The following is an 18,847-nucleotide window of genomic DNA, read 5'->3' on the forward strand; positions in this document are numbered from 1 at the left end:
AGGCGGGCGCGGAGCTGGGCGGACGGCATACCCGTCCGAAGTGCCGCAACGGAGCCGATAACCTGACCGACGTGGATGCCTCAGACCTGCTTCGCTCCAGTCTCCTGCACCTCTCCGACTCCTCGCTCGTGCGCAGCACGATCGAGAAGGCACCGGTGAGTCGCTCCGTCGTGCAGCGCTACGTGCCCGGCACAGGCGTCGCCGACGCCGTCGGAGCTGCAGCCGAACTGCGCGCAACGAACCGCATGGTGACAATCGACTACCTCGGCGAGGACACGCTGGATGCCGGGCAGGCTGCCCACACGGTCGACACCTATGTCGGGCTGCTCCGCGCGCTCCGGGCCCGCGACCTGACCCAGTTCGGTGCGGCCGAAGTCAGCGTCAAGCTCAGCGCCGTGGGTCAGGCGCTGCCGCAGGACGGCGAGCAGATCGCCCTCGACAACGCCCGGCGCCTCTGCGAGATCGCCAAGGACGCCGACACGACGGTCACCCTCGACATGGAGGACCACACGACGACCGACTCAACGCTGTCGATCCTCGCCGAGTTGCGCAAGGACTTCCCCGACACCGGCGCCGTCCTCCAGTCCTACCTCCACCGCACCGAGTCCGACTGTCGCGACCTCGCCCACGCCGGCAGCCGGGTCCGCCTCTGCAAGGGCGCCTACAAGGAGCCTGCCTCGGTCGCCTATCAGGACGCCGAGGACGTGGACCTGTCCTATGTGCGTTGCCTCAGGGTGCTCATGGAGGGCGATGGCTACCCGATGGTGGCCAGCCACGACCCCCGACTCATCGACATCGCCCGCGCTCTTGCGAGCCGACATGGCCGCGAGCCCGACACCTACGAGTTCCAGATGCTCTTCGGCATCCGCCCCGACGAGCAGACCCGCATCGCCGACCGTGGGCACCAGATGCGCGTCTACCTGCCGTTCGGCGAGGAGTGGTACGGCTACCTCATGCGCCGGATGGCCGAGCGTCCGGCCAACCTGCAGTTCTTCTTGCGCAGCCTCGTCACCAAGGGCTGACCCGCAGGATCGGCGGGCCGACGGACATGCAGTGGTCCCGCCGAGCCCGCCCGGGACGCCCAGCGCGTGTTCAGCAACGCCTCGCCGAGGAGGGCACTGCATGTCCAAAGGTTCGCCGGGAGGCGCGCGGCCCGCATGCCGGCGGTGAAACGGGGTGAACCGCGAGGTGAGGAGGGCTTAGTCTCGCGGCATGGGAACGGTTGCGATCTTTGGTGCCGGCGTCATGGGCGAGACCCTGCTCTCAGGTCTGCTGCGTGCCGGCCGACCTGCTGACGAGCTCGTCATCACTGAGCGACGGCCGGAGCGCGCCGCCGAGCTGACCGACAAGTACGGCGTGCGGGCCGTGAGCAACATCGAGGCCGCTGCCGAGGCCGACACGCTGGTCCTCGTCGTCAAGCCGCAGGACATGGCGGCCCTCCTCGATGAGATCAGCCCACACGTCGCTGACGGCAACCTTGTCGTGAGTCTCGCCGCCGGGATCACGACGGAGTTCCTCGAAAGCCGTCTGGCAGAGGGCCGTTCGGTCGTTCGCGTCATGCCCAACACCCCGGCCCTCGTCGACCAGGGCATGGCTGCCGTGAGCGGTGGCAAGCACTGCCTCCCCGAGCAGCTCGAACACGCCATTGAGCTCCTTGCCGCCACCGGCAAGGTCACCGAAGTCCCTGAGAAGCAGCTCGACGCGGTCACGGCGATCTCCGGCAGCGGACCGGCCTACATCTTCTATGTCGTCGAGGCCATGATCGAAGCGGGAGTCGTCCTCGGTATGCCGCGTGCCACCGCCACCGAACTCGTCACCCAAACCCTCTATGGCGCCGCCACGATGCTGCGCGAGACCGGTCAGCACCCGACCGTCCTGCGCGAGCAGGTCACCTCGCCCGGCGGCACGACGGCTGCGGCCCTGCGGGTTCTCGACGACCACAAGGTCCGCGCTGCATTCGTCACGGCGATGGAGGCGGCGGCCGTCCGCTCGCGCGAGCTGTCCGATGGCTGAGCCGATGGCTGAATCGGTAGCGGTCGCCAACGTCGTCCCGGTCACCGAGGCCAACTGGCGCACCTATCGCGACGTGCGTCTCGCCTCGCTCCTCGACACCCCACGCGCCTTCGCCAACACGTATGCCGTGAGTGCGGCCTACCCGGACACCTCCTGGCTCGCGCGCCTCACCTCGATGAGAGTCTTTCTCGCGATGCTCGACGATCGACCTGTCGGCACCGTCGCGATCTGGCACGGCAAGGACCAGCCCGACGACGAGGTCTATCTCATCGGGATGTGGGTCTCGGCGTCCGTGCGCGGTCAGGGCTTCGGAGACCTCCTCGTCTGCGCCGCCCTCGACGCCGCAGGTCAGGACGGGTACGCGCGAGTCCACCTCGAAGTCGCGCAGGAGAACCTCCCCGCTCAACGCCTCTACGAACGCCACGGATTCACGCCCACCGGCACCACCTGGGACAACCCGCTCTATGGCGGGATCCGCGAGATCGGGTATGCCGTCAATGTGGACCCGGTTTGCCGCCCGTCGGTGCCGTCAGAGACAGTGGACGCATGAGCGAAATCAGCGTGCGCCCCTTGGGCGAAGAGGACTGGCAGCAGTACCGCGACACGCGGCTGACCGCTCTGCGCGAGTCGCCCGAAGCCTTCGCGGCCACCGTGGACGAGGAAGGGGCCTTCGACGAGGACTTCTGGCGTCTGCGGATGAACCGCTCCGCCCGACTCCTCGCCGAACGCGACGGAAGCCCGCTCGGCATCGTCAGTGTCGGCCGCTCGAGCGATGAGAACCCCAAGACCTCCGAGCTTTTCGGGCTCTGGGTGTCACCCGAGGCCCGCGGCAGTGGCGTGGCCTCTGCTCTCGTGCGCGCCGGTGCCAACCTGGCCCGCAGTCAGGGGCAGACGCAGCTTGCCTACTGGGTCGGCAGCGACAACGGACGCGGCGTCGCGTTTGCCAGCGGCTTCGGATTCCGCCCGACGGCGGAGCGCCGCGCCATGCGGGTCAAGAGCGAAGACGACGAGGACGAGGTCGCCATGGTGCTCGCGCTCGGCGGCGACCGCGGGTCTGTGCCCACCGACTTCTAGTCGCGCTTCGTCTCTCTTTGCGCTGTCGCGAGCGGGTATGCCGTTCGCCGCAGTCCCATCCGCACTCGCGCGCAGAGCGCGCTTCGCGCTCCCGCCAGGCCCAGCCAGCGGCGAACGGCATACCCGATCGCTCCGTCGGTGACGTGCGCACGTTCTTGGGTCGGCTCGCCTTCTCCAGCGGTTACCGCTTTCGTGGCTCGCTTCTTTGCGCGGTTGGCGCGGGCTGCGGAGTGACTACTTGGGGGGTTTGATCGTCAGGGGCGGGCTGCGAGGCGCTCGAGCAGTTCCGTCGGACCACTGACGATGAGCGTGTCGTGAGCCGAGACCTTCGTCGTCGGCACGGCATACGTGAAGTCCTCTCCGGGAGCCTTCACGCCCACGATGGTCACGCCGTACTTGCTGCGCAGTTTGCTCTGCTCCAACGTGAAGCCGATGGCCTCGGTCGGAGGGCGCATCTTGACGATGGCGAAGCCGTCGTCGAACTCGATGTAGTCCTGCAGCTTGCCGCCGACGAGGTGCGCCACGCGGCGGCCGGTGTCGGCCTCGGGGCGAACGATGTGCTGGACGCCGATGCGGTCGAGGATGCGCGCGTGCTCCGGTGACATCGCCTTGGCCCAGATGTCGGGAATGCCCTGGTCCACGAGGTTGGCCGACGCGAGGACCGACGCCTCGATCGAGGAACCCACGCCCACGATGGCGATCTTGTAGCGCGAGGCCTTGGCGTCGCGGATGACCTCGGCGTCGCTGGCGTCGCCGTGGATGATCGAGCTGATCCGGCCGAGGAACTTCTCGGCGAGGAGCCCGTCCTTCTCGATGGCGACGACCCGGTGTCCGAGGCGGCGCAGCTCGAGGGCGGCGGCGCCACCGAATCGACCCAGACCGACGACCAGCACATCGAGATCGCTGTTCTTGGCGCCCAAGGCTTCCTCCTGCTGATGACTGACGGCCTGATGACTGACTGCAACGACGACGCCAGGTGGACGTTCGGGACGAGGCTAACCCTCAACTGGGGTGCGCCGGGTAGCGTGCCCGACATGGCTCATCGCACGCGCCTCGTCTGGGACGACGGGTTCACGGCCTACAACTTCGGGCCAACCCATCCCATGGGGCCCTCCCGGCTGGCTCTGACGACGAGGTTGCTCGACTCGCTCGGCGTCCTTGGCCAGGTCGAAGTCGTCAGTCCCGGCATCGCCAGTGACGAACTCCTCGCGACGGTGCACGACCGCGACTACATCGCTGCGGTGCGGGCAGCGTCGATCGATCCGGACACCGCAGATCTGCGCCGCGGCCTGGGCACGGAGGATGACCCAGCCTTTGCGGGGATGCACGAGGCGAGCGCCCGAATCGTCCAGGGAACGGTCGATGTCTGCGACGCGGTGTGGAGTGGCGAGGTCGACCACGGCGTGAACTATTGCGGCGGTCTCCACCACGCGATGGCCACCCACGCCGCGGGCTTCTGCATCTACAACGACATCGCCGTGGGCATCCAGCACCTTCTCGACAACGGCGCCGAGCGAGTGGCCTACATCGACATCGACGTCCACCATGGCGACGGTGTCGAGCGCATCTTCTGGAACGACCCGCGCGTCCTGACGGTCTCTGTCCATGAGTCCGGGCGCGCGCTCTTCCCGGGCACCGGGTGGCCGGGCGACATCGGTGGGCCTGACGCGCGGGGCACGGCAGTCAACGTGGCGCTCCCGCCGGGGACGGGCGACTCCGACTGGTTGCGCGCCATCGAGTCGGTCGTGCCCCACGTCGTGGCGGCTTTCGATCCCGATGTGCTCGTGACCCAGCACGGTTGCGACAGTCATCGCCAGGATCCGCTGGCGCACTTCAGCGTCTCCCTCGATGCCCAGCGGCGCGCCCACGAGTGCCTCCACCGGCTCGCCCATGACCACGCGAACGGCAAGTGGGTTGCGCTGGGCGGCGGCGGTTATGAACTCGTCGACGTCGTGCCGCGGTCCTGGGCCCACCTCACGGCGATCGCCGCGCACGCACCCGTGGCGGTCGACACCGTGGTTCCGCAGGAATGGCTCGACCACGTCCGTGAGACGTACGGCCGAGAAGGCCCGAGCACCATGGGTGACCTGGCGCAGGAGGACCTGCCGATCTGGGTGCGGCCATGGGAGATGGGGCACAACCCGGACCGACCCGGCGACGCCGCCATCCTGGCGACTCGTCAAGCGGTGTTCCCGCTCCACGGCTTGGATCCCTGGTTCGACTGAGCCAGATTTCTCTCCACTCCACCGCGTGTCGACTGGACGTGGGAAAGATTCGGCTCCATCCGCTTCCCCAATGGTCACACCAGCCCCTATGGTTGCTACTTACACGCCGTAGATGACCGCCGACGGGGAAGTCGGCGATGCGAGCGTGCAGAAGATCGAGGTGGCGATGTCTCAGGAACGCTTTGCCGAGGTGCGGTTTCTCACCGTTGCCGAGGTGGCCTCGATCATGCGCGTGTCAAAGATGACCGTCTATCGCATGGTGCACGGCGGCGAACTTCCGGCCGTGCGCGTTGGACGGTCCTTCCGGGTTCCCGAGGATGAGGTGCAGAAGTACCTCCGGGAGTCCTACATGGGCACCGCTTGAGCGAGCCGCATCACACGCTGGAGGCCGGGCCGATGAGGCCCGGCCTTCGCCGTTTCCGGTGCCGTCTCCTCTGCCCGTTCGAGGCCCGTTTGGGCGCTCGGCCCGCTCGCCGGTAGGGTGGCCCATCGACACACGCGCGCCGGTCGGCCGCGCAGGCCGATCAGCAGCTGCTGGTCCACCGTCGTTCAGATTCCCTCAATCAGCAAGGACTGCTCATGGGTTCAGTGATCAAGAAGCGCCGCAAGCGCATGGCGAAGAAGAAGCACCGCAAGTTGCTTCGCAAGACGCGCCACCAGCGTCGCAACAAGAAGTGACGCGTCCCTGACGCGGATGAACGGCCCTCGCCCTCCCGGTGGGGGCCGTTCCGCATTCAGGGCGGGTATGCCGGCCCACGCAGAGCGTGGGACCCGCGCTCGCCTCCCGCTGCGCGTCCAGCACGTGGGCCCTGGGGTGACAGGCCTCTCCAACCCCTCCCGTCTCAGGGCGGTGGCAAGTAGGGTCTGGCACGAAGAGCGTGATCCAAAGAGAGGGCTGTGTCCGTGGGTCAAGTAGTTCTCGTGACGGGGGTGTCCCGTTATGTCGGGGGTGTCCTGGCGCGGCGACTTGCGGCCGACCCTGGCGTCGACAGGGTCATCGGGGTCGACGTCATCCCTCCTCCTCGTGACATCGGCGGGGCAGAGTTCATCCGCGCCGACATCCGCAACCCGATGATCGGCAAGGTCATCGCCCAGGGTGACGTCGACACCGTGGTGCACGCCAACGTCATCGCGACGCCGACCTTCGCCGGAGGACGCACTCCGCAGAAGGAGATCAACGTCATCGGCACGATGCAGTTGCTCGCGGCGTGCCAGAAGGCCTCGTCGGTCAAGCGCCTTGTCGTGAAGTCGACTGCAGCGGTCTACGGGTCCACTCCGCGCGACCCGGCGATGTTCACCGAGGAGATGAGCGCCAAGCGGCTGCCGTCCTCGGGCTTCGGCAAGGACTCGATCGAGGTCGAGGGCTACGTGCGCGGCTTCGCCCGTCGGCGACCTGACGCCGAGATCCTGACCTTGCGCTTCGCCAACATCATCGGTCCGCGGATCCGCACCTCGATCACGGACTACTTCAACCTGCCGGTCATCCCCGTTCCCCTCGGTTATGACGCCCGGATGCAGTTCGTCCACGAGGACGACGCCATCGCGGCCCTGGCGCGAGGCGTCACCGGTTCGGCGACCGGTGTCATCAATGTCGCGGGAGACGGCGTGCTCACCGTGATGCAAGCCGCCTCGATCGCCCGCCGTCCGTTCGTCATGGTCCCGATGGCCGCCGCCGGCACCATCGGAGGACTCGGCAAGCGCTTCGGCCTCGCGGACTTCAGCCCCGACCAGATGTCCTTCCTCGCCTTCGGCCGGGGCATGGACACCACCGCCATGCGTGAGTCGTTCGGCTTCACCCCGTCGTTCTCGACCCGGGCGGCCTTCGAGGACTTTGCCCGCACCGTGAGTCCGGTCTATCCCTCGCTCGACGCCGTCAGCGGCGCCGTCGGCGGGATGGTCGGTGCTGCACAACAGATCCTGGGCCGACGACCGGCACGAGGGAAGCGCTGATGGCAACGAAGAAGACGACCAGCAAGACGCCGAAGAAGAAGGTGTCCTCCGTTGCCGCCGGAGCGGCCCGGGCATCGGGCGAGCGCGCGCGCCGTCGATCGACACCGTTGTTGTCCGCCCAGGCGACGTCCACGACGCAACCCTCGTCCCCGAAGGTTCTGTCCTCGAAGACCGCGGCCTCGAAGACTGCGAAGACGGGTTCCCCCAAGGCCAATGCGCCCAAGGCCCCAGCCCCAGCCGCGGCCGCGGCCGCGGCCGCGGCCGCGGCCGCGCCGAGCAAAGCCCTCGCCGCTGGGCGACGTGCCGCGCACCGTCCGCGACCCACGGCCAGCGCAAAGCCGTCGTCCAAGGCGACGAAGCAGGCCGGCATACGCCCGCAGAGTCCGCGCGCGAAGCGTGCGGCCGACGAAGCCGCACGCAGGCACCTGCGGGTCGCCGCGCCCCCTGTGCCCACGCGTGCGTCGCCTGACCCGACCGCGACGCAGACCGACATGTCCCTCCCGGTGCCAGGAGTCGAGGAACTGGTCAGCGCATCGATCGCGGCCATGCGAATCGCCGCGCAGGGTGCAGGCATGTCACCCGACGAGATCGAGCGGCGGATCGCCGCCACCTTGGCCTTCCTGCGCCGTCGGATCGAGGGGGACTACTCGGTCGACGAGTTCGGCTACGACGAGCACTTCGCCGAGAACGTCATCTTCCCGATGCTGCGCCCCCTCTATCGCAACTGGTTCCGGGTCGAGGTGCGTGGGCTCGAGAACATCCCCGCCGAGGGGGGCGCGCTCATCGTGAGCAACCACTCCGGCACCGTCGCCATCGACTCGCTCATGGTGGCTCAGGCCATCCACGACGAGCACCCGCGGCACCGCGTGATGCGCGGGCTTGGCGCGGACCTCGTCTTCCAGACACCGTTCCTTGGTGCGTTCGCCCGTCGCGGTGGCTCGACGCTGGCAGCCAAGGAAGACGTCGAGCGCCTCTTTGCCCAGGGTGAGCTCGTCGGAGTCTTCCCCGAGGGTTTCAAGGGTGTCGGCAAGCCGTTCAAGGAGCGCTACAAACTGCAGCGGTTCGGCCGTGGCGGATTCGTCTCGGCCGCGCTCAAGGCTGGCGTGCCGATCATCCCGACGTCCGTCGTCGGCGCCGAGGAGATCATGCCGATCATCGGCAACATGAAGACGGTCGCCCGACTCCTCGGGTTGCCCTACCTGCCGATCACGCCGACGTTCCCCCTGCTCGGGCCCCTCGGATTCATCCCGCTGCCGAGCAAGTGGATCATCGAGTTCGGTGCGCCCATCGAGACCGCAAGTCACGGGTCCGCAGCCGCCGACGACCCCATGCTGGTCTTCGACCTCACCGACCAGGTGCGCGAGACCATCCAGCAGACGCTCTACTCGTTGCTCATGCAGCGGCGCTCCGTCTTCTTCTAGAAGCGATCCGCGTATGCCGTCCGCCCTCGTGAGTGCCCCCCGCGTCACCTTGATCAGCAAGCCCGGCTGCCACCTCTGCCAAGACGCCCGCGAGATCATCGCGAGAGTCACGCAAGAGTGCGGAGAGTCCTTCGAGGAGCTGAACATCCTCGAGCGCCCTGACCTGATGGAGCGCTACGCCGAGGAGATCCCCGTGACCCTGGTCGACGGCAGGCAACACGACTTCTGGCGAGTCAACGAGAACCGCCTGCGAGCAGCCCTGACCCAACCCAAGCGCTAGACGACTGCACCACTGAGCGGAGCGAGGGTGTGCCGTTCGCCGCCGGCTGGGTCTGGCGGGAGACGTGAGCGCGCTCAGCGCGCGAGCGTCGGATGGGACAGCGGCGAACGGCACACCCACGCGCAGCGGAACGGGAGCGGGCGGCATACCCGCCAAAGAAGTGGGCATGACCGAGATGCAAGCGGTTACGCAGGAGGCTTGTACCAGAGCGTGATGAGGCCATCGTCTCGGGGTGGGTTCGCGACTTTGTGCATCGCTTCACAAGTGCGTACGCTGGCAGGGCACCACACACCTTTCAGACAGGAGTCGAAGGCCACGTGTCCGCCGACGTCGCAGCTCGCCGGGGTATCCCCGACGCGTCAGTGGCTCGACTCCCGGGCTACCTGCAGGCCCTCACGAGTCTGGCCGAGCGTGGGATCAGCTCCGTGAGCTCCGAGGAGCTCGCCGCCGCCGCAGGTGTCAGTTCGGCCAAGCTGCGCAAGGACCTGTCCCACCTCGGCTCCTACGGCGTTCGTGGTGTCGGCTACGAGGTTGACCGTCTCGCCTACGAGATCTCCACGGCACTCGGCCTCACCCAGGACTGGCCCGTGGCCATCGTCGGGATGGGCAACCTCGGCCGCGCGCTCGCGGCATACAGCGGGTTCGCCACCCGCGGCTTCAACGTCATCGCTGTCCTCGACCGTGACGACACCCTCGTCGGCACCTCGGTGGGTGAGCGCCGGATCCGCCCCATGGCTGACCTCGGCGCTCTCGTGCGTGAGGACCGGCTCGCCATCGGCGTCATCGCCACGCCGGCTGACTCCGCGCAGGACGTCGCTGACCGTTTGGTCGGCGCGGGCGTGCGTTCGATCCTCAACTTCGCGCCATGTGTCCTCGACGTGCCGGATGACGTCATGGTCCGTAAGGTCGACCTGTCGACCGAACTGCAGATCCTTGCCTTCCACGAGCAGCGGCGCACCGGCCAGCTCGACCTCGCCGAGCAGCCCGACGCCGAGGAGGTTGCCCTGTGAGCCTTCTCGTCCTGGGCCTGTCCCACCACGGTGCTCCGATGGAGCTTCTCGAGTCCGCCGTTCTCGACCAGTCCGCCCGCGGGCGCCTCGAGGCCGCGATCGTCTCCTCGGAGCACGTCGTCGAAGCAGTCGTCGTCTCGACGTGCAACCGCACCGAGGTCTATGCCGAGGGTCTGACCTTCCACGGCGGCCTCGCTGACGTCTCCGAAGCTCTTGCCGCCGCGACCGGGGTCGCCCTGGCTGACCTCCAGCCGCACCTCTACGTCCACTACGAGGACCGTGGCATCGCCCACGCGTTCTGCGTCGCTGCCGGACTCGACTCGATGGCCGTCGGTGAGGCGCAGATCCTCGGCCAGCTCCGCGACGCCCTGACCCGTGCCCAGCGCCGCGGTCACGTCGGGCCGGCGCTCAACACCCTTCTGCAGCAGGCACTTCGGGTCGGCAAGCGCGTTCACACCGAGACCGAGATCGACGACGTGAGCCGCTCGCTCGTGGGTGCCGGACTCTCGGCCGCCCGAGAGAGTGTGGGTCCGGTCGAGGGCTCCCGCGTGCTCGTCCTCGGCGCCGGTGGCATGGGCGCGCTCGCCGCGACAACGGTGAGCCAGGCTGGTGCCGCCTCAGTGACCATCGCCAACCGCAGCCTCGCCCGGGCCGAGCGCCTGGCCGAGCGGGTCGGCGCCAGCGCACTGCCCTGGGACGCTCGCTTCGACGCGCTGACCGATGCCGACATCGTCATCTCGAGCACGGGTGCGACCGGTGTCGTGCTCACTGCGGTGGAGGTCGCTGACGCAGCCGCGGCTCGTGGCGGTCGCCCGCAGGTGTTCATCGACCTGGCGCTGCCGCACGACGTCGACGTCGCTGTGGCCGACCTCGACGGAATCACCCGCATCGGGCTTGCCGAACTCGGCGAGATGCTCAGCCACGCCGGCGACGTCCCGCAGGTGCGCGAGGCGCGCGACATCGTCACGGGCGAGGTCGCGGCATACCTCACCGAACGTTCTGCGGAGGCCGTCGCGCCGACCGTTGCAGCGCTCCGGTCACGAGCCCAGGAAGTCGTGGACCGCGAGATGGACCGGCTCGAGCGGCGCACACCGCAGCTGGCCGACAGCGACCGCGCCGAGGTGCAGCGTGCCGTCCACCGGATCGTCGAGAAGCTCCTCCACGCGCCGACCGTGCGCGTCAAGGAGATGGCTCAGAGCGGTCAGGGCGGCAGCTATGCCAAGGCCCTCAGCGAATTGTTCGACCTCGACCCACGCGAGGTGTCGGTCGTGTCGACTCCGCCGATCCTGCCCATCATCGACGACGAGGGGGTTGGCCGATGACGCTGCGCCTCGGAACCCGTCGCTCCGTGCTTGCGACCACCCAGTCCACGTGGGTCGCCGACCAGCTGCGAGGGCTGGGGCATGACGTCGAGCTCGTCGAGATCACGACCGAGGGCGACAGGGACCGCACGACGCCTCTCGCGACGCTGGGCGGCACCGGCGTCTTCGTCTCTGCCCTGCGCGACGCTCTGCGCGAGGGCACCGTCGACCTCGCCGTGCACTCGTTGAAAGACCTGCCCACGACTCCTGAGGATGACCTCGTCGTGGCCGCCATCCCGCCGCGCGAGGACCCTCGCGACGCGCTCGTGGCTCGAGACGGGCTCACGCTCGGTGAGCTCCCGCCCGGTTCGACCGTCGGCACCGGTTCGCCGCGGCGCCGGGCCCAGCTCGAGGCTCTGGGGCTGGGACTCGACATCCGCGAGCTGCGCGGCAATGTCGACACACGCCTCGGGCGCGTCACCAGCGGTGACCTCGACGCCGTCGTCCTGGCGCAGGCCGGACTCGCGCGCCTGGGTCGCACCGCCGTCGTCACCGAGGTCATCGACCCCATCCAGATGCTTCCAGCGCCGGGCCAGGGTGCCCTCGCCGTCGAGGTCCGCGCCGATGACGTCGTCGCCCGCGACGCCGTCTCCCTTCTCGACGACGCCGACACCCGTGCCTGCGTCGACGCGGAGCGCGCCGTCCTCGCGGAGCTCGAGGCGGGCTGCTCCGCGCCCGTCGGTGCGCTCGCCGAGATCGTTCTCGGCGACGAAGGCGATGAGCTCTCGTTGCGCGCCGTCGTCGCGAGTCCCGATGGCACGGGTGACATCCGTCGCTCGGCCACCGGCAGACCCACTGACGCAGAAGCCGTCGGCCGTGGGCTCGCCCGCCTCCTCCTCGAGGACGGCGCCGCCGACCTCGCGCCCGTCAACAGCGCCAGCAGCGCCAATACCGTCAACACACCGTCCACACCGAACGCCACGGAGCGTGACCAGTGAGCACCATCCGCTCAATCCGACCCACCCCGACCACACGCACCCCTGCGAGGGTCGCCTTCGTCGGCGCCGGCCCAGGTGATGCCGGACTGATGACGGTGCGCGCGCTCGAGTACCTCGCCGAGGCCGACGCCGTCGTCATCGACCAGGTTGCCCGTGAAGACGTCGTCGCCCGCTACGCCCGCCCCGAGGTCGAGGTCGTCGACGCCGGCCACGGCGAGCACGGCCAGCCGCTGACTCACGCGTCGCGCGCCAAGCTCGTCGTCAAGGCGGCCAAGGCCCACCCGCGCGGCCTGGTCGTGCGCCTCATGGACGGCGACCCGGCGACCTTCAACGGTCTCGCCGAGGAGGCTGCCGCCTGCGTCAAGGCCGGCGTGCCCTTCGAGGTCGTCCCGGGCGTGAGCTCGGTGAGCGCCGTGCCGACCTATGCCGGCGTGCCCCTCACGACGAGCAGCTCGCGTGGCATTCACATCATCACCGCGGGTGAGAAGCTCAAGGACATCGCCGTGGCGACCGATCCGTCGGTCACCGTCGTCGTCCTCGGTCAGCCCGACACCCTCGTCGGCACCCTCGAGGCCCTGCGTCTCGCCGGTCGCGCCGACGAGACTCCGGTCGCCATCACCGAGCGCGGCACCACCGTGCAGCAGGTGACGATCACGACGACCCTCGCCGAGGTCGCCACGGCCGCCAAGTCGATGCAGTTCCCCGCCCTCGCCGTCGTGGGCGACAACGTGTCGCTGCGCGAGAAGCTCTCGTGGTTCGAGACCAAGCCGCTCTTCGGGTGGAACGTCCTCGTCCCACGCACCAAGGACCAGTCGGGTTCGATGGTGCGCCGCCTCGAGCGCTTCGGCGCGCACGCGACCACGGTTCCGACCATCTCGGTCGAGCCCCCGCGCACTCCGCAGCAGATCGAGCGCGCCGTCAAGGGCCTGGTGACCGGCCGCTACGAATGGGTCGGCTTCACCTCGGTCAACGCCGTTCGGGCGATCCGCGAGAAGTTCGAGGAGTTCGGCCTCGACGCCCGCTCGTTCGCCGGGCTCAAGGTCGCTGCCGTGGGTGGAGTCACCGCCGACGCGCTGCGCGACTGGGGCATCAACCCCGACCTCGTGCCCGAGGGTGAGCAGTCGGCCAAGGGCCTGCTCGACGAATGGCCTCCCTTTGACGAGCTGCTCGACCCGATCAACCGGATCTTCCTGCCCCGCGCCGACATCGCCACCGAGACGCTCGTCGCCGGGCTCCAGCAGATGGGCTGGGAGGTGGACGACGTCACGGCATACCGCACCGTTCGTGCGGCTCCGCCGGCCGCGCACATCCGCGACGCCATCAAGAGCGGCAACTTCGACGCCGTCGTCTTCACGTCGAGTTCCACCGTGCGCAACCTCGTCGGCATCGCGGGAAAGCCGCACCCGTCGACGGTCATTGCGTGCATCGGTCCGGCGACGGCCAAGACGGCCGAGGAGTGTGGCCTTCGGGTGGACGTCCTCGCGCCGGAGCCGTCCGCGGACGAACTCGTCGACGCACTGGCCGACCACGGCCGCTCCCTCGCCCTCACGGCGCAGGAGTCCGGTGAGCAGGCGGTTCGCCCGAGTCAGAAGCGGCCCACCGCACGTCGTCGCGCCAAGTGACCGCAGGCGATCCGCGGCCGGGCAGTATCCCGTTGCGTCCTCGACGGCTGCGTCAGTCGGCGGCGGTGCGTCGGCTCGTCGCGCAGACGCGGCTCCACCCCGCCGATCTCGTGCTGCCCGTCTTCGTCCGTGAGGGCATCGACGAGCCGCAGCCCATCGAGGCCATGCCGGGCGTCGTCCAGCACACGCTGGACTCGCTCGTCGCTGAGGCGCACCGGTGCGTCAAGGCTGGCCTCGGCGGGATCATGCTCTTCGGCGTGCCGGAGTCCAAGGACGCGGTCGGCTCAGGTGCCGACGCCGATGACGGCATCCTCAACGTCGCCCTGCGGGCCGTCGTCGACGCCGTCGGTGACTCACTCGTCGTCATGGCCGATCTGTGCCTCGACGAGTTCACCGACCACGGTCACTGCGGGGTGGTGGATGCTGAAGGTCGCGTTGACAACGACGCCACGCTCGACCGCTACGCCGCGATGGCGCTCGCGCAGGCTCGCACGGGTGCCCACGTCCTTGGACTGAGCGGGATGATGGACGGGCAGGTGGCCCACGTGCGCGAGGCGCTCGATGAGGCCGGCTTCGCCGACACGATCATCCTGGCGTATGCCGCGAAGTACACCTCCGCGCTCTACGGCCCGTTCCGTGAGGCGGTGCAGTCCTCCTTGGTCGGGGACCGTGCGAGCTATCAGCAGGACTCGGCCAACGCGACCGAGGCGCTGCGCGAGATCGAGCTCGACCTCGCCGAGGGCGCCGACATCATCATGATCAAGCCGGCGCAGACGCATCTCGACATCATCGCGCTGGCGGCGGAGATGTCACCGGTGCCGGTGGCGGCCTATCAGATCTCGGGGGAGTACTCCCAGATCAAGGCAGCGGCCGAGCGCGGCTGGATCGACGGTGACCGGGCGGTCCTCGAGTCGCTGCTGCACATCCGGCGGGCGGGAGCGCAGATCATCCTGACCTACAGCGCCCTCGACGTCGCCAACCGCATCTGATTGAGCCAAACGTCACCCCCGCCGGCCCGAAGGCCCCGCGGGGGTGACGTTTTGCGCAATCAGATGCGCAAGAGGTTTTCAGGCCTGCTTCGCGAGCTGCACGTCGATGTTGAGCTGGATCTTGTCGGAGACGAGCACGCCGCCACCCTCGATGGCCGCGTTCCAGGTGAGGCCCCAGTCCTTGCGGTTCACGGTTGCGGTGGCCTCGAAGCCGGCCTTGGTGTTGCCCCACGGGTCCTGGCCCACGCCACCGAAGTCGACGTCGAAGGTGACGGACTTGGTCACGTCCTTGATGGTCAGGTCGCCGGTGAGGGTCGCGCCATCGAAGGCGGTGGAGCGGAAGGTCATGGTGGGGAACTGCTCGGCGTCGAAGAAGTCGCCGCTCTTGAGGTGCGTGTCGCGGTCCGCGCTGCCGGTCTCGACCGAGGCGATCTGGGCGGTGACGTCGACGACGGACTGGGTGATGTCCTCGGCGACCTCGACGGTGCCGGAGACCTCGCGGAACGAACCGCGGACCTTGCTCACCATGAGGTGGCGAGTGACGAAGCCGACCTCGGTGTGGGTCGGGTCGATGGCCCAGGTGCCGGTGGCGAGCTGAATGTCGGTGGTGGTGGTGCTCATGTGGGAACTCCTTGAGGATGTCGGGTGCCTGTCGAGGGTTTCAACGGGCGTCCTGTCGTTAATATTTCAACAATCAATAAACTTTTGGGTGAACAACAGGTCAGGAGATCGTCAAGGGTTCGCTAACCTGTAAATGTGGCCGCCCCGAAGACCCCCGCGACCCGCTGGCTGTCGCAACAGGAGCAACAGGCCTGGCGGGCCTATCTGCGAGCCCATCGCGAGCTCCAGGTGGCCCTTGACCGTGAGCTCGCGGCCTTCGACATCAGCCTCCCCGAGTACGAACTGCTCTCGATGCTCTCGGAGCAGGACGGAGATCGCGCCCGCATGTCGGTCCTGGCCGAACTCGTGGTCCAGAGCCGCAGCCGGGTCACCCACACCGCCAAGCGCCTCGAGCAGCGCGGCTGGGTGCGCCGCGAACCCACCCCTGAGGATGGCCGCGGCGTGGCTCTCGCCCTCACTGCCGCAGGGCGTCGGATGATCGAGAGCGCCGCGCCCAGCCACGTCGAGTCGGTGCGGGCCCACTTCATCGACCTGCTGACCCCCGAGCAGTTGGGCACCCTCCACGACGTCTTCGCCCAGGTGCGGGCCCACCTCGTCCCCGGTGCCCGGGCGGACGACGAGATCCGCTGAGGCGGACAATGGGCGCATGACGTCCAGCCCGACCCCTGCCGCCACACCCACCACGGCCACACCCACCACCGCCACCCACACCTCCGACGCGCCGGCCTCGGCCGCCCTGCTGGAGCGCGCGACCCGGGTCATCCCCGGGGGCGTGAACTCGCCGGTGCGCGCCTTCCGCGCCGTCGGAGGCACTCCCCGCTTCATCGCGGAGGCCAAGGGCCCGTGGCTCACCGACGTGGACGGCGCTCGCTACGTCGACCTGCTCTGCTCCTGGGGCCCGATGATCCTCGGTCACGCCCACCCCGAGGTGCTCGAGGCCGTGCGCAAGGCCGCCGAGAAGGGCTTCTCCTTTGGCACGCCCAGCGAGAACGAGGTGCTCCTCGCCGAGGAGATCGTCCAGCGCATCGAGCCCCTCGAGCAGGTCCGCCTCGTCTCGTCCGGCACCGAGGCGACGATGAGCGCCATCCGCTTGGCGCGCGGCGTCACCGGTCGCTCCGTCATCGTCAAGTTCGCCGGCTGCTACCACGGCCACGTCGACGCGCTCCTGGCCGCAGCCGGCTCCGGCCTTGCGACCCTCGCCCTGCCCGACTCCGCAGGGGTGCCCGCCGAGATGACGGCGGACACGATCGTCCTGCCCTACAACGACGTCCCCGCTCTCGAAGCCGTCTTCGCGAAGCGCGGCGGGGAGATCGCCGCCGTCATCACCGAGGCCGCCGCCGGCAACATGGGTGTCGTCCCGCCCGCGCCCGGCTTCACCGAAGCACTGCGTCGCGTCACCCGCGAGCACGGCACCCTGCTCGTCTCGGACGAGGTCATGACCGGCTTCCGGTGCAGCAAGGCCGGGTGGTTCGGTCTCGAGGGCCCGTATGCCGCCGGCGCACCCGACATCTTCACGTTCGGCAAGGTCATGGGTGGCGGCTTCCCCGCAGCAGCCTTCGGCGCCAGCGCCGAGATCATGGCGCACCTCGCACCGCTCGGCCCCGTCTATCAGGCCGGCACGCTGAGCGGGAACCCCGTCGCAACCGCCGCCGGACTCGCCACCCTCAAGGGCTGCACCGACGACCTCTATCCCCGCCTCGAGACGACGGCTCACACCATCGCGGACGCGGCCAGCGCAGCCCTGACCTCGGAGGGCGTCGCCCACACGGTGCAGTGGGCCGGCTCGATGTTCTCTGTCTTTTTCCGCGACGGAAGCGTCACGAACTATGACGAAGCCCGCGACCAGGACACCGCGGCATACCGACGCTTCTTCCACGCCATGCTCGACCAGGGAGTGCACCTGCCACCGAGCGCGTTCGAGGCCTGGTTCGTCAGCGGCGCACACGACGACGAGGCCATCGGGCAGGTCGTCGAGGCCCTGCCAGCGGCTGCGCGCGCAGCCGCACACGCCGGTTGATCGGACCCTCAGGTTCGTTTGCGACAATCGGCGCATGACGCCGCCTGCCCCCGCCTTCGATGCGGCCGACCGCACGGTCGTGCACCTCGTGCGGCACGGCGAGGTCCATAACCCGGACCGCATCCTCTATGGGCGACTGGCCGAGTTCCACCTCTCCGACCTCGGTCGCGAGATGGCCGACCTCGTCGCGACCCATCTCGCCGACCACGACATCACCCACGTGATCTCGAGCCCGCTCGAGCGCGCGCGTGAGACCGCGGCACCGATCGCTGCGAGCCACGACCTCGAGGTCACCCTCGACGAGCGGGCCCTCGAGGCCGAGAACGCCTTCGAGGGGCGCGCCGTCGCCGGGGGCAAGGGCATCTTCCGTGACCCCAGACTGTGGAAGCTCATGGTCAACCCCATGCGTCCGTCATGGGGTGAGCCCTACGTCGACCTCGCGGCCCGGATGCAGGCGGCCGTCGACGCTGCGCGTGCACTGGCACGCGGCCACGAGGCCGTCATCGTGTCGCACCAGGCGCCGATTTGGATGCTGCGCCTGGCCATCGAGGGCCGCCGGTTCGTTCACGACCCGCGCAAGCGGGAGTGCACCCTCGCGTCGCTCACCTCCTTGACCTATCGCGGCGACGAGCTCGAGTCGCTGGCCTACAGCGAGCCCGCCGCAGCCCTCCTTCCCCTCGCCCACTCGGGAGCGGGTGCATGAACCGCACAACCACCCGGTATGCCGTGTGGCGCCGTAGTGCCGTGGCCGTTGCCTCTGCGTGTGCGCTGCTTGCCCTCGGAGCCTGCACGTCTGACCCCAATTCCATTGCGGAGCAGGCCAAGCAGGGCGACCAGAAGGGCTACATCGCCGGCAACGGTGCGATCGAGCAGATCCCCGTCGACAAGCGCCTCAAACCGATCACGCTCGAGGGCAAGACCCTCGATGGCACGGACTGGTCGAGCACCTCTGCTCGCGGCAAGGATGTCGTGGTCGTCAACCTCTGGGGTTCGTGGTGTCCGCCGTGCATCGAGGAGATCCCCGACCTCGAGAAGGTCTGGACCGACGTCCAGGCAGCCAAGAAGCCGGTGCAGTTCATGGGGATCGACTTCCGCGAGGACGTCCAGCGCGGCGCTGCGTTCGTCAAGACCCAGAAGATGACCTATCCAAGCCTCACCGATGAGTCGGGCGTGCTCATCCTCGCGTTCGGCAAGCAGGCCCCGACCTCACCGCCGTCGACACTGGTCCTCGATCGTGAGGGCCGGGTCGCAGCCCGGGCCAACGGTCCCGTAACTGCCACCACGCTGCAGGGCCTCATCGACGACGTGCTGAAGTCCGAGTCCTGA

At 68.8% G+C, this 18,847-nt stretch carries 21 protein-coding genes; 19 read left to right on the forward strand and 2 right to left on the reverse strand.

Features of this window, described 5'->3' with window-relative positions; all coding sequences use genetic code 11:
• Nucleotides 1-71: 71 nt before the first annotated feature.
• The 4 genes from V6K52_RS04420 (at nt 72) to V6K52_RS04435 (ending at nt 3,087) form a co-directional block, all read left to right on the forward strand.
• Nucleotides 72-1,022 carry a proline dehydrogenase family protein gene (locus tag V6K52_RS04420; RefSeq protein ID WP_353952689.1) on the forward strand — a complete coding sequence of 317 codons (951 nt, stop codon included), beginning with the start codon at nt 72-74 and terminating at the stop codon, nt 1,020-1,022.
• 190 nt (nt 1,023-1,212) lie between these two features.
• Entirely contained in the window at nt 1,213-2,013 is an 801-nt protein-coding gene (gene proC / locus V6K52_RS04425; RefSeq protein WP_353952690.1) for a pyrroline-5-carboxylate reductase, read from the forward strand.
• Nucleotides 2,014-2,017: 4 nt separating this feature from the next.
• On the forward strand, nt 2,018-2,563 hold the full coding sequence (locus tag V6K52_RS04430; RefSeq protein ID WP_353952691.1) for a GNAT family N-acetyltransferase: 546 nt from the start codon (nt 2,018-2,020) through the stop codon (nt 2,561-2,563).
• The gene (locus V6K52_RS04435; RefSeq protein ID WP_353952692.1) at nt 2,560-3,087 is read left to right on the forward strand and encodes a GNAT family N-acetyltransferase; all 528 of its coding nucleotides are present in this window, start codon (nt 2,560-2,562) and stop codon (nt 3,085-3,087) included. The genes V6K52_RS04430 and V6K52_RS04435 overlap by 4 nt, the downstream gene beginning before the upstream one ends.
• Nucleotides 3,088-3,341: 254 nt before the next feature.
• On the opposite strand, the gene V6K52_RS04440 is transcribed toward V6K52_RS04435, so the two are convergent.
• Nucleotides 3,342-4,007 (reverse strand): TrkA family potassium uptake protein, encoded by a 666-nt coding sequence (locus tag V6K52_RS04440; protein WP_353952693.1) that lies wholly within the window; start codon nt 4,005-4,007, stop codon nt 3,342-3,344.
• 114 nt (nt 4,008-4,121) lie between these two features.
• On the opposite strand from V6K52_RS04440, the gene V6K52_RS04445 reads away from it, so the two are divergent.
• From V6K52_RS04445 to hemB, 11 genes are all read left to right on the forward strand, one after another.
• Entirely contained in the window at nt 4,122-5,312 is a 1,191-nt protein-coding gene (locus V6K52_RS04445; protein ID WP_353952694.1) for an acetoin utilization protein AcuC, read from the forward strand.
• A 166-nt stretch (nt 5,313-5,478) separates the two neighbouring features.
• The gene (locus V6K52_RS04450; RefSeq protein WP_040884494.1) at nt 5,479-5,676 is read left to right on the forward strand and encodes a helix-turn-helix domain-containing protein; all 198 of its coding nucleotides are present in this window, start codon (nt 5,479-5,481) and stop codon (nt 5,674-5,676) included.
• 215 nt (nt 5,677-5,891) lie between these two features.
• Nucleotides 5,892-5,990 carry an AURKAIP1/COX24 domain-containing protein gene (locus V6K52_RS04455; protein ID WP_003792170.1) on the forward strand — a complete coding sequence of 33 codons (99 nt, stop codon included), beginning with the start codon at nt 5,892-5,894 and terminating at the stop codon, nt 5,988-5,990.
• 243 nt (nt 5,991-6,233) lie between these two features.
• Nucleotides 6,234-7,262 (forward strand): NAD-dependent epimerase/dehydratase family protein, encoded by a 1,029-nt coding sequence (locus tag V6K52_RS04460; RefSeq protein WP_353952695.1) that lies wholly within the window; start codon nt 6,234-6,236, stop codon nt 7,260-7,262.
• Entirely contained in the window at nt 7,262-8,683 is a 1,422-nt protein-coding gene (locus tag V6K52_RS04465; protein ID WP_353952696.1) for a lysophospholipid acyltransferase family protein, read from the forward strand. The genes V6K52_RS04460 and V6K52_RS04465 overlap by 1 nt, the downstream gene beginning before the upstream one ends.
• A 13-nt stretch (nt 8,684-8,696) precedes the next feature.
• The gene (locus V6K52_RS04470; RefSeq protein ID WP_353952697.1) at nt 8,697-8,963 is read left to right on the forward strand and encodes a glutaredoxin family protein; all 267 of its coding nucleotides are present in this window, start codon (nt 8,697-8,699) and stop codon (nt 8,961-8,963) included.
• A 317-nt stretch (nt 8,964-9,280) separates the two neighbouring features.
• Nucleotides 9,281-9,973 carry a redox-sensing transcriptional repressor Rex gene (locus tag V6K52_RS04475; RefSeq protein ID WP_353952698.1) on the forward strand — a complete coding sequence of 231 codons (693 nt, stop codon included), beginning with the start codon at nt 9,281-9,283 and terminating at the stop codon, nt 9,971-9,973.
• On the forward strand, nt 9,970-11,295 hold the full coding sequence (locus tag V6K52_RS04480; protein WP_353952699.1) for a glutamyl-tRNA reductase: 1,326 nt from the start codon (nt 9,970-9,972) through the stop codon (nt 11,293-11,295). The genes V6K52_RS04475 and V6K52_RS04480 overlap by 4 nt, the downstream gene beginning before the upstream one ends.
• Nucleotides 11,292-12,272, forward strand: coding sequence for a hydroxymethylbilane synthase (hemC, locus tag V6K52_RS04485; RefSeq protein ID WP_353952700.1), 981 nt, complete (start codon nt 11,292-11,294; stop codon nt 12,270-12,272). The genes V6K52_RS04480 and hemC overlap by 4 nt, the downstream gene beginning before the upstream one ends.
• Nucleotides 12,269-13,894 (forward strand): bifunctional uroporphyrinogen-III C-methyltransferase/uroporphyrinogen-III synthase, encoded by a 1,626-nt coding sequence (locus V6K52_RS04490; protein WP_353952701.1) that lies wholly within the window; start codon nt 12,269-12,271, stop codon nt 13,892-13,894. The genes hemC and V6K52_RS04490 overlap by 4 nt, the downstream gene beginning before the upstream one ends.
• 26 nt (nt 13,895-13,920) lie before the next feature.
• On the forward strand, nt 13,921-14,883 hold the full coding sequence (gene hemB / locus V6K52_RS04495) for a porphobilinogen synthase (RefSeq protein WP_353953716.1): 963 nt from the start codon (nt 13,921-13,923) through the stop codon (nt 14,881-14,883).
• A 78-nt stretch (nt 14,884-14,961) separates the two neighbouring features.
• Here the strand turns inward: hemB and V6K52_RS04500 are convergent, their stop codons facing one another.
• The gene (locus V6K52_RS04500; RefSeq protein ID WP_353952702.1) at nt 14,962-15,504 is read right to left on the reverse strand and encodes a YceI family protein; all 543 of its coding nucleotides are present in this window, start codon (nt 15,502-15,504) and stop codon (nt 14,962-14,964) included.
• Between the two features lie 135 nt (nt 15,505-15,639).
• Between V6K52_RS04500 and V6K52_RS04505 the strand changes: the two genes are divergently transcribed.
• Genes V6K52_RS04505 through V6K52_RS04520 form a run of 4 tightly spaced genes read left to right on the forward strand, consistent with a single transcriptional unit; the run spans nt 15,640 to nt 18,847 of the window.
• A complete protein-coding gene (locus V6K52_RS04505) occupies nt 15,640-16,134 on the forward strand; it encodes a MarR family transcriptional regulator (protein WP_353952703.1) in 495 nt (164 codons plus the stop codon).
• Between the two features lie 16 nt (nt 16,135-16,150).
• Nucleotides 16,151-17,521 (forward strand): glutamate-1-semialdehyde 2,1-aminomutase, encoded by a 1,371-nt coding sequence (hemL, locus tag V6K52_RS04510; protein WP_353952704.1) that lies wholly within the window; start codon nt 16,151-16,153, stop codon nt 17,519-17,521.
• A gap of 34 nt (nt 17,522-17,555) precedes the next feature.
• Nucleotides 17,556-18,224: a histidine phosphatase family protein gene (locus V6K52_RS04515; protein WP_353952705.1), complete on the forward strand. Its 669-nt coding sequence runs from the start codon at nt 17,556-17,558 to the stop codon at nt 18,222-18,224.
• Nucleotides 18,221-18,847, forward strand: coding sequence for a TlpA disulfide reductase family protein (locus V6K52_RS04520; RefSeq protein ID WP_353952706.1), 627 nt, complete (start codon nt 18,221-18,223; stop codon nt 18,845-18,847). Before V6K52_RS04515 ends, V6K52_RS04520 begins: the two co-directional genes overlap by 4 nt.

The sequence above is a fragment of the Knoellia sp. S7-12 genome (assembly GCF_040518285.1).
Taxonomy (GTDB): domain Bacteria; phylum Actinomycetota; class Actinomycetes; order Actinomycetales; family Dermatophilaceae; genus Knoellia.

Excerpts from the sequence above, each read along its gene's own strand:
- proC (WP_353952690.1), top strand. The coding sequence starts at position 1,213 with ATGGGAACGGTTGCGATCTTTGGTGCCGGCGTCATGGGCGAGACCCTG.
- V6K52_RS04430 (WP_353952691.1), top strand. The coding sequence starts at position 2,018 with ATGGCTGAATCGGTAGCGGTCGCCAACGTCGTCCCGGTCACCGAGGCC.
- V6K52_RS04435 (WP_353952692.1), top strand. The coding sequence starts at position 2,560 with ATGAGCGAAATCAGCGTGCGCCCCTTGGGCGAAGAGGACTGGCAGCAG.
- V6K52_RS04445 (WP_353952694.1), top strand. The coding sequence starts at position 4,122 with ATGGCTCATCGCACGCGCCTCGTCTGGGACGACGGGTTCACGGCCTAC.
- V6K52_RS04450 (WP_040884494.1), top strand. The coding sequence starts at position 5,479 with ATGTCTCAGGAACGCTTTGCCGAGGTGCGGTTTCTCACCGTTGCCGAG.
- V6K52_RS04455 (WP_003792170.1), top strand. The coding sequence starts at position 5,892 with ATGGGTTCAGTGATCAAGAAGCGCCGCAAGCGCATGGCGAAGAAGAAG.
- V6K52_RS04465 (WP_353952696.1), top strand. The coding sequence starts at position 7,262 with ATGGCAACGAAGAAGACGACCAGCAAGACGCCGAAGAAGAAGGTGTCC.
- V6K52_RS04470 (WP_353952697.1), top strand. The coding sequence starts at position 8,697 with ATGCCGTCCGCCCTCGTGAGTGCCCCCCGCGTCACCTTGATCAGCAAG.
- hemC (WP_353952700.1), top strand. The coding sequence starts at position 11,292 with ATGACGCTGCGCCTCGGAACCCGTCGCTCCGTGCTTGCGACCACCCAG.
- V6K52_RS04500 (WP_353952702.1), bottom strand. The coding sequence starts at position 15,504 with ATGAGCACCACCACCACCGACATTCAGCTCGCCACCGGCACCTGGGCC.
- hemL (WP_353952704.1), top strand. The coding sequence starts at position 16,151 with ATGACGTCCAGCCCGACCCCTGCCGCCACACCCACCACGGCCACACCC.
- V6K52_RS04515 (WP_353952705.1), top strand. The coding sequence starts at position 17,556 with ATGACGCCGCCTGCCCCCGCCTTCGATGCGGCCGACCGCACGGTCGTG.
- V6K52_RS04520 (WP_353952706.1), top strand. The coding sequence starts at position 18,221 with ATGAACCGCACAACCACCCGGTATGCCGTGTGGCGCCGTAGTGCCGTG.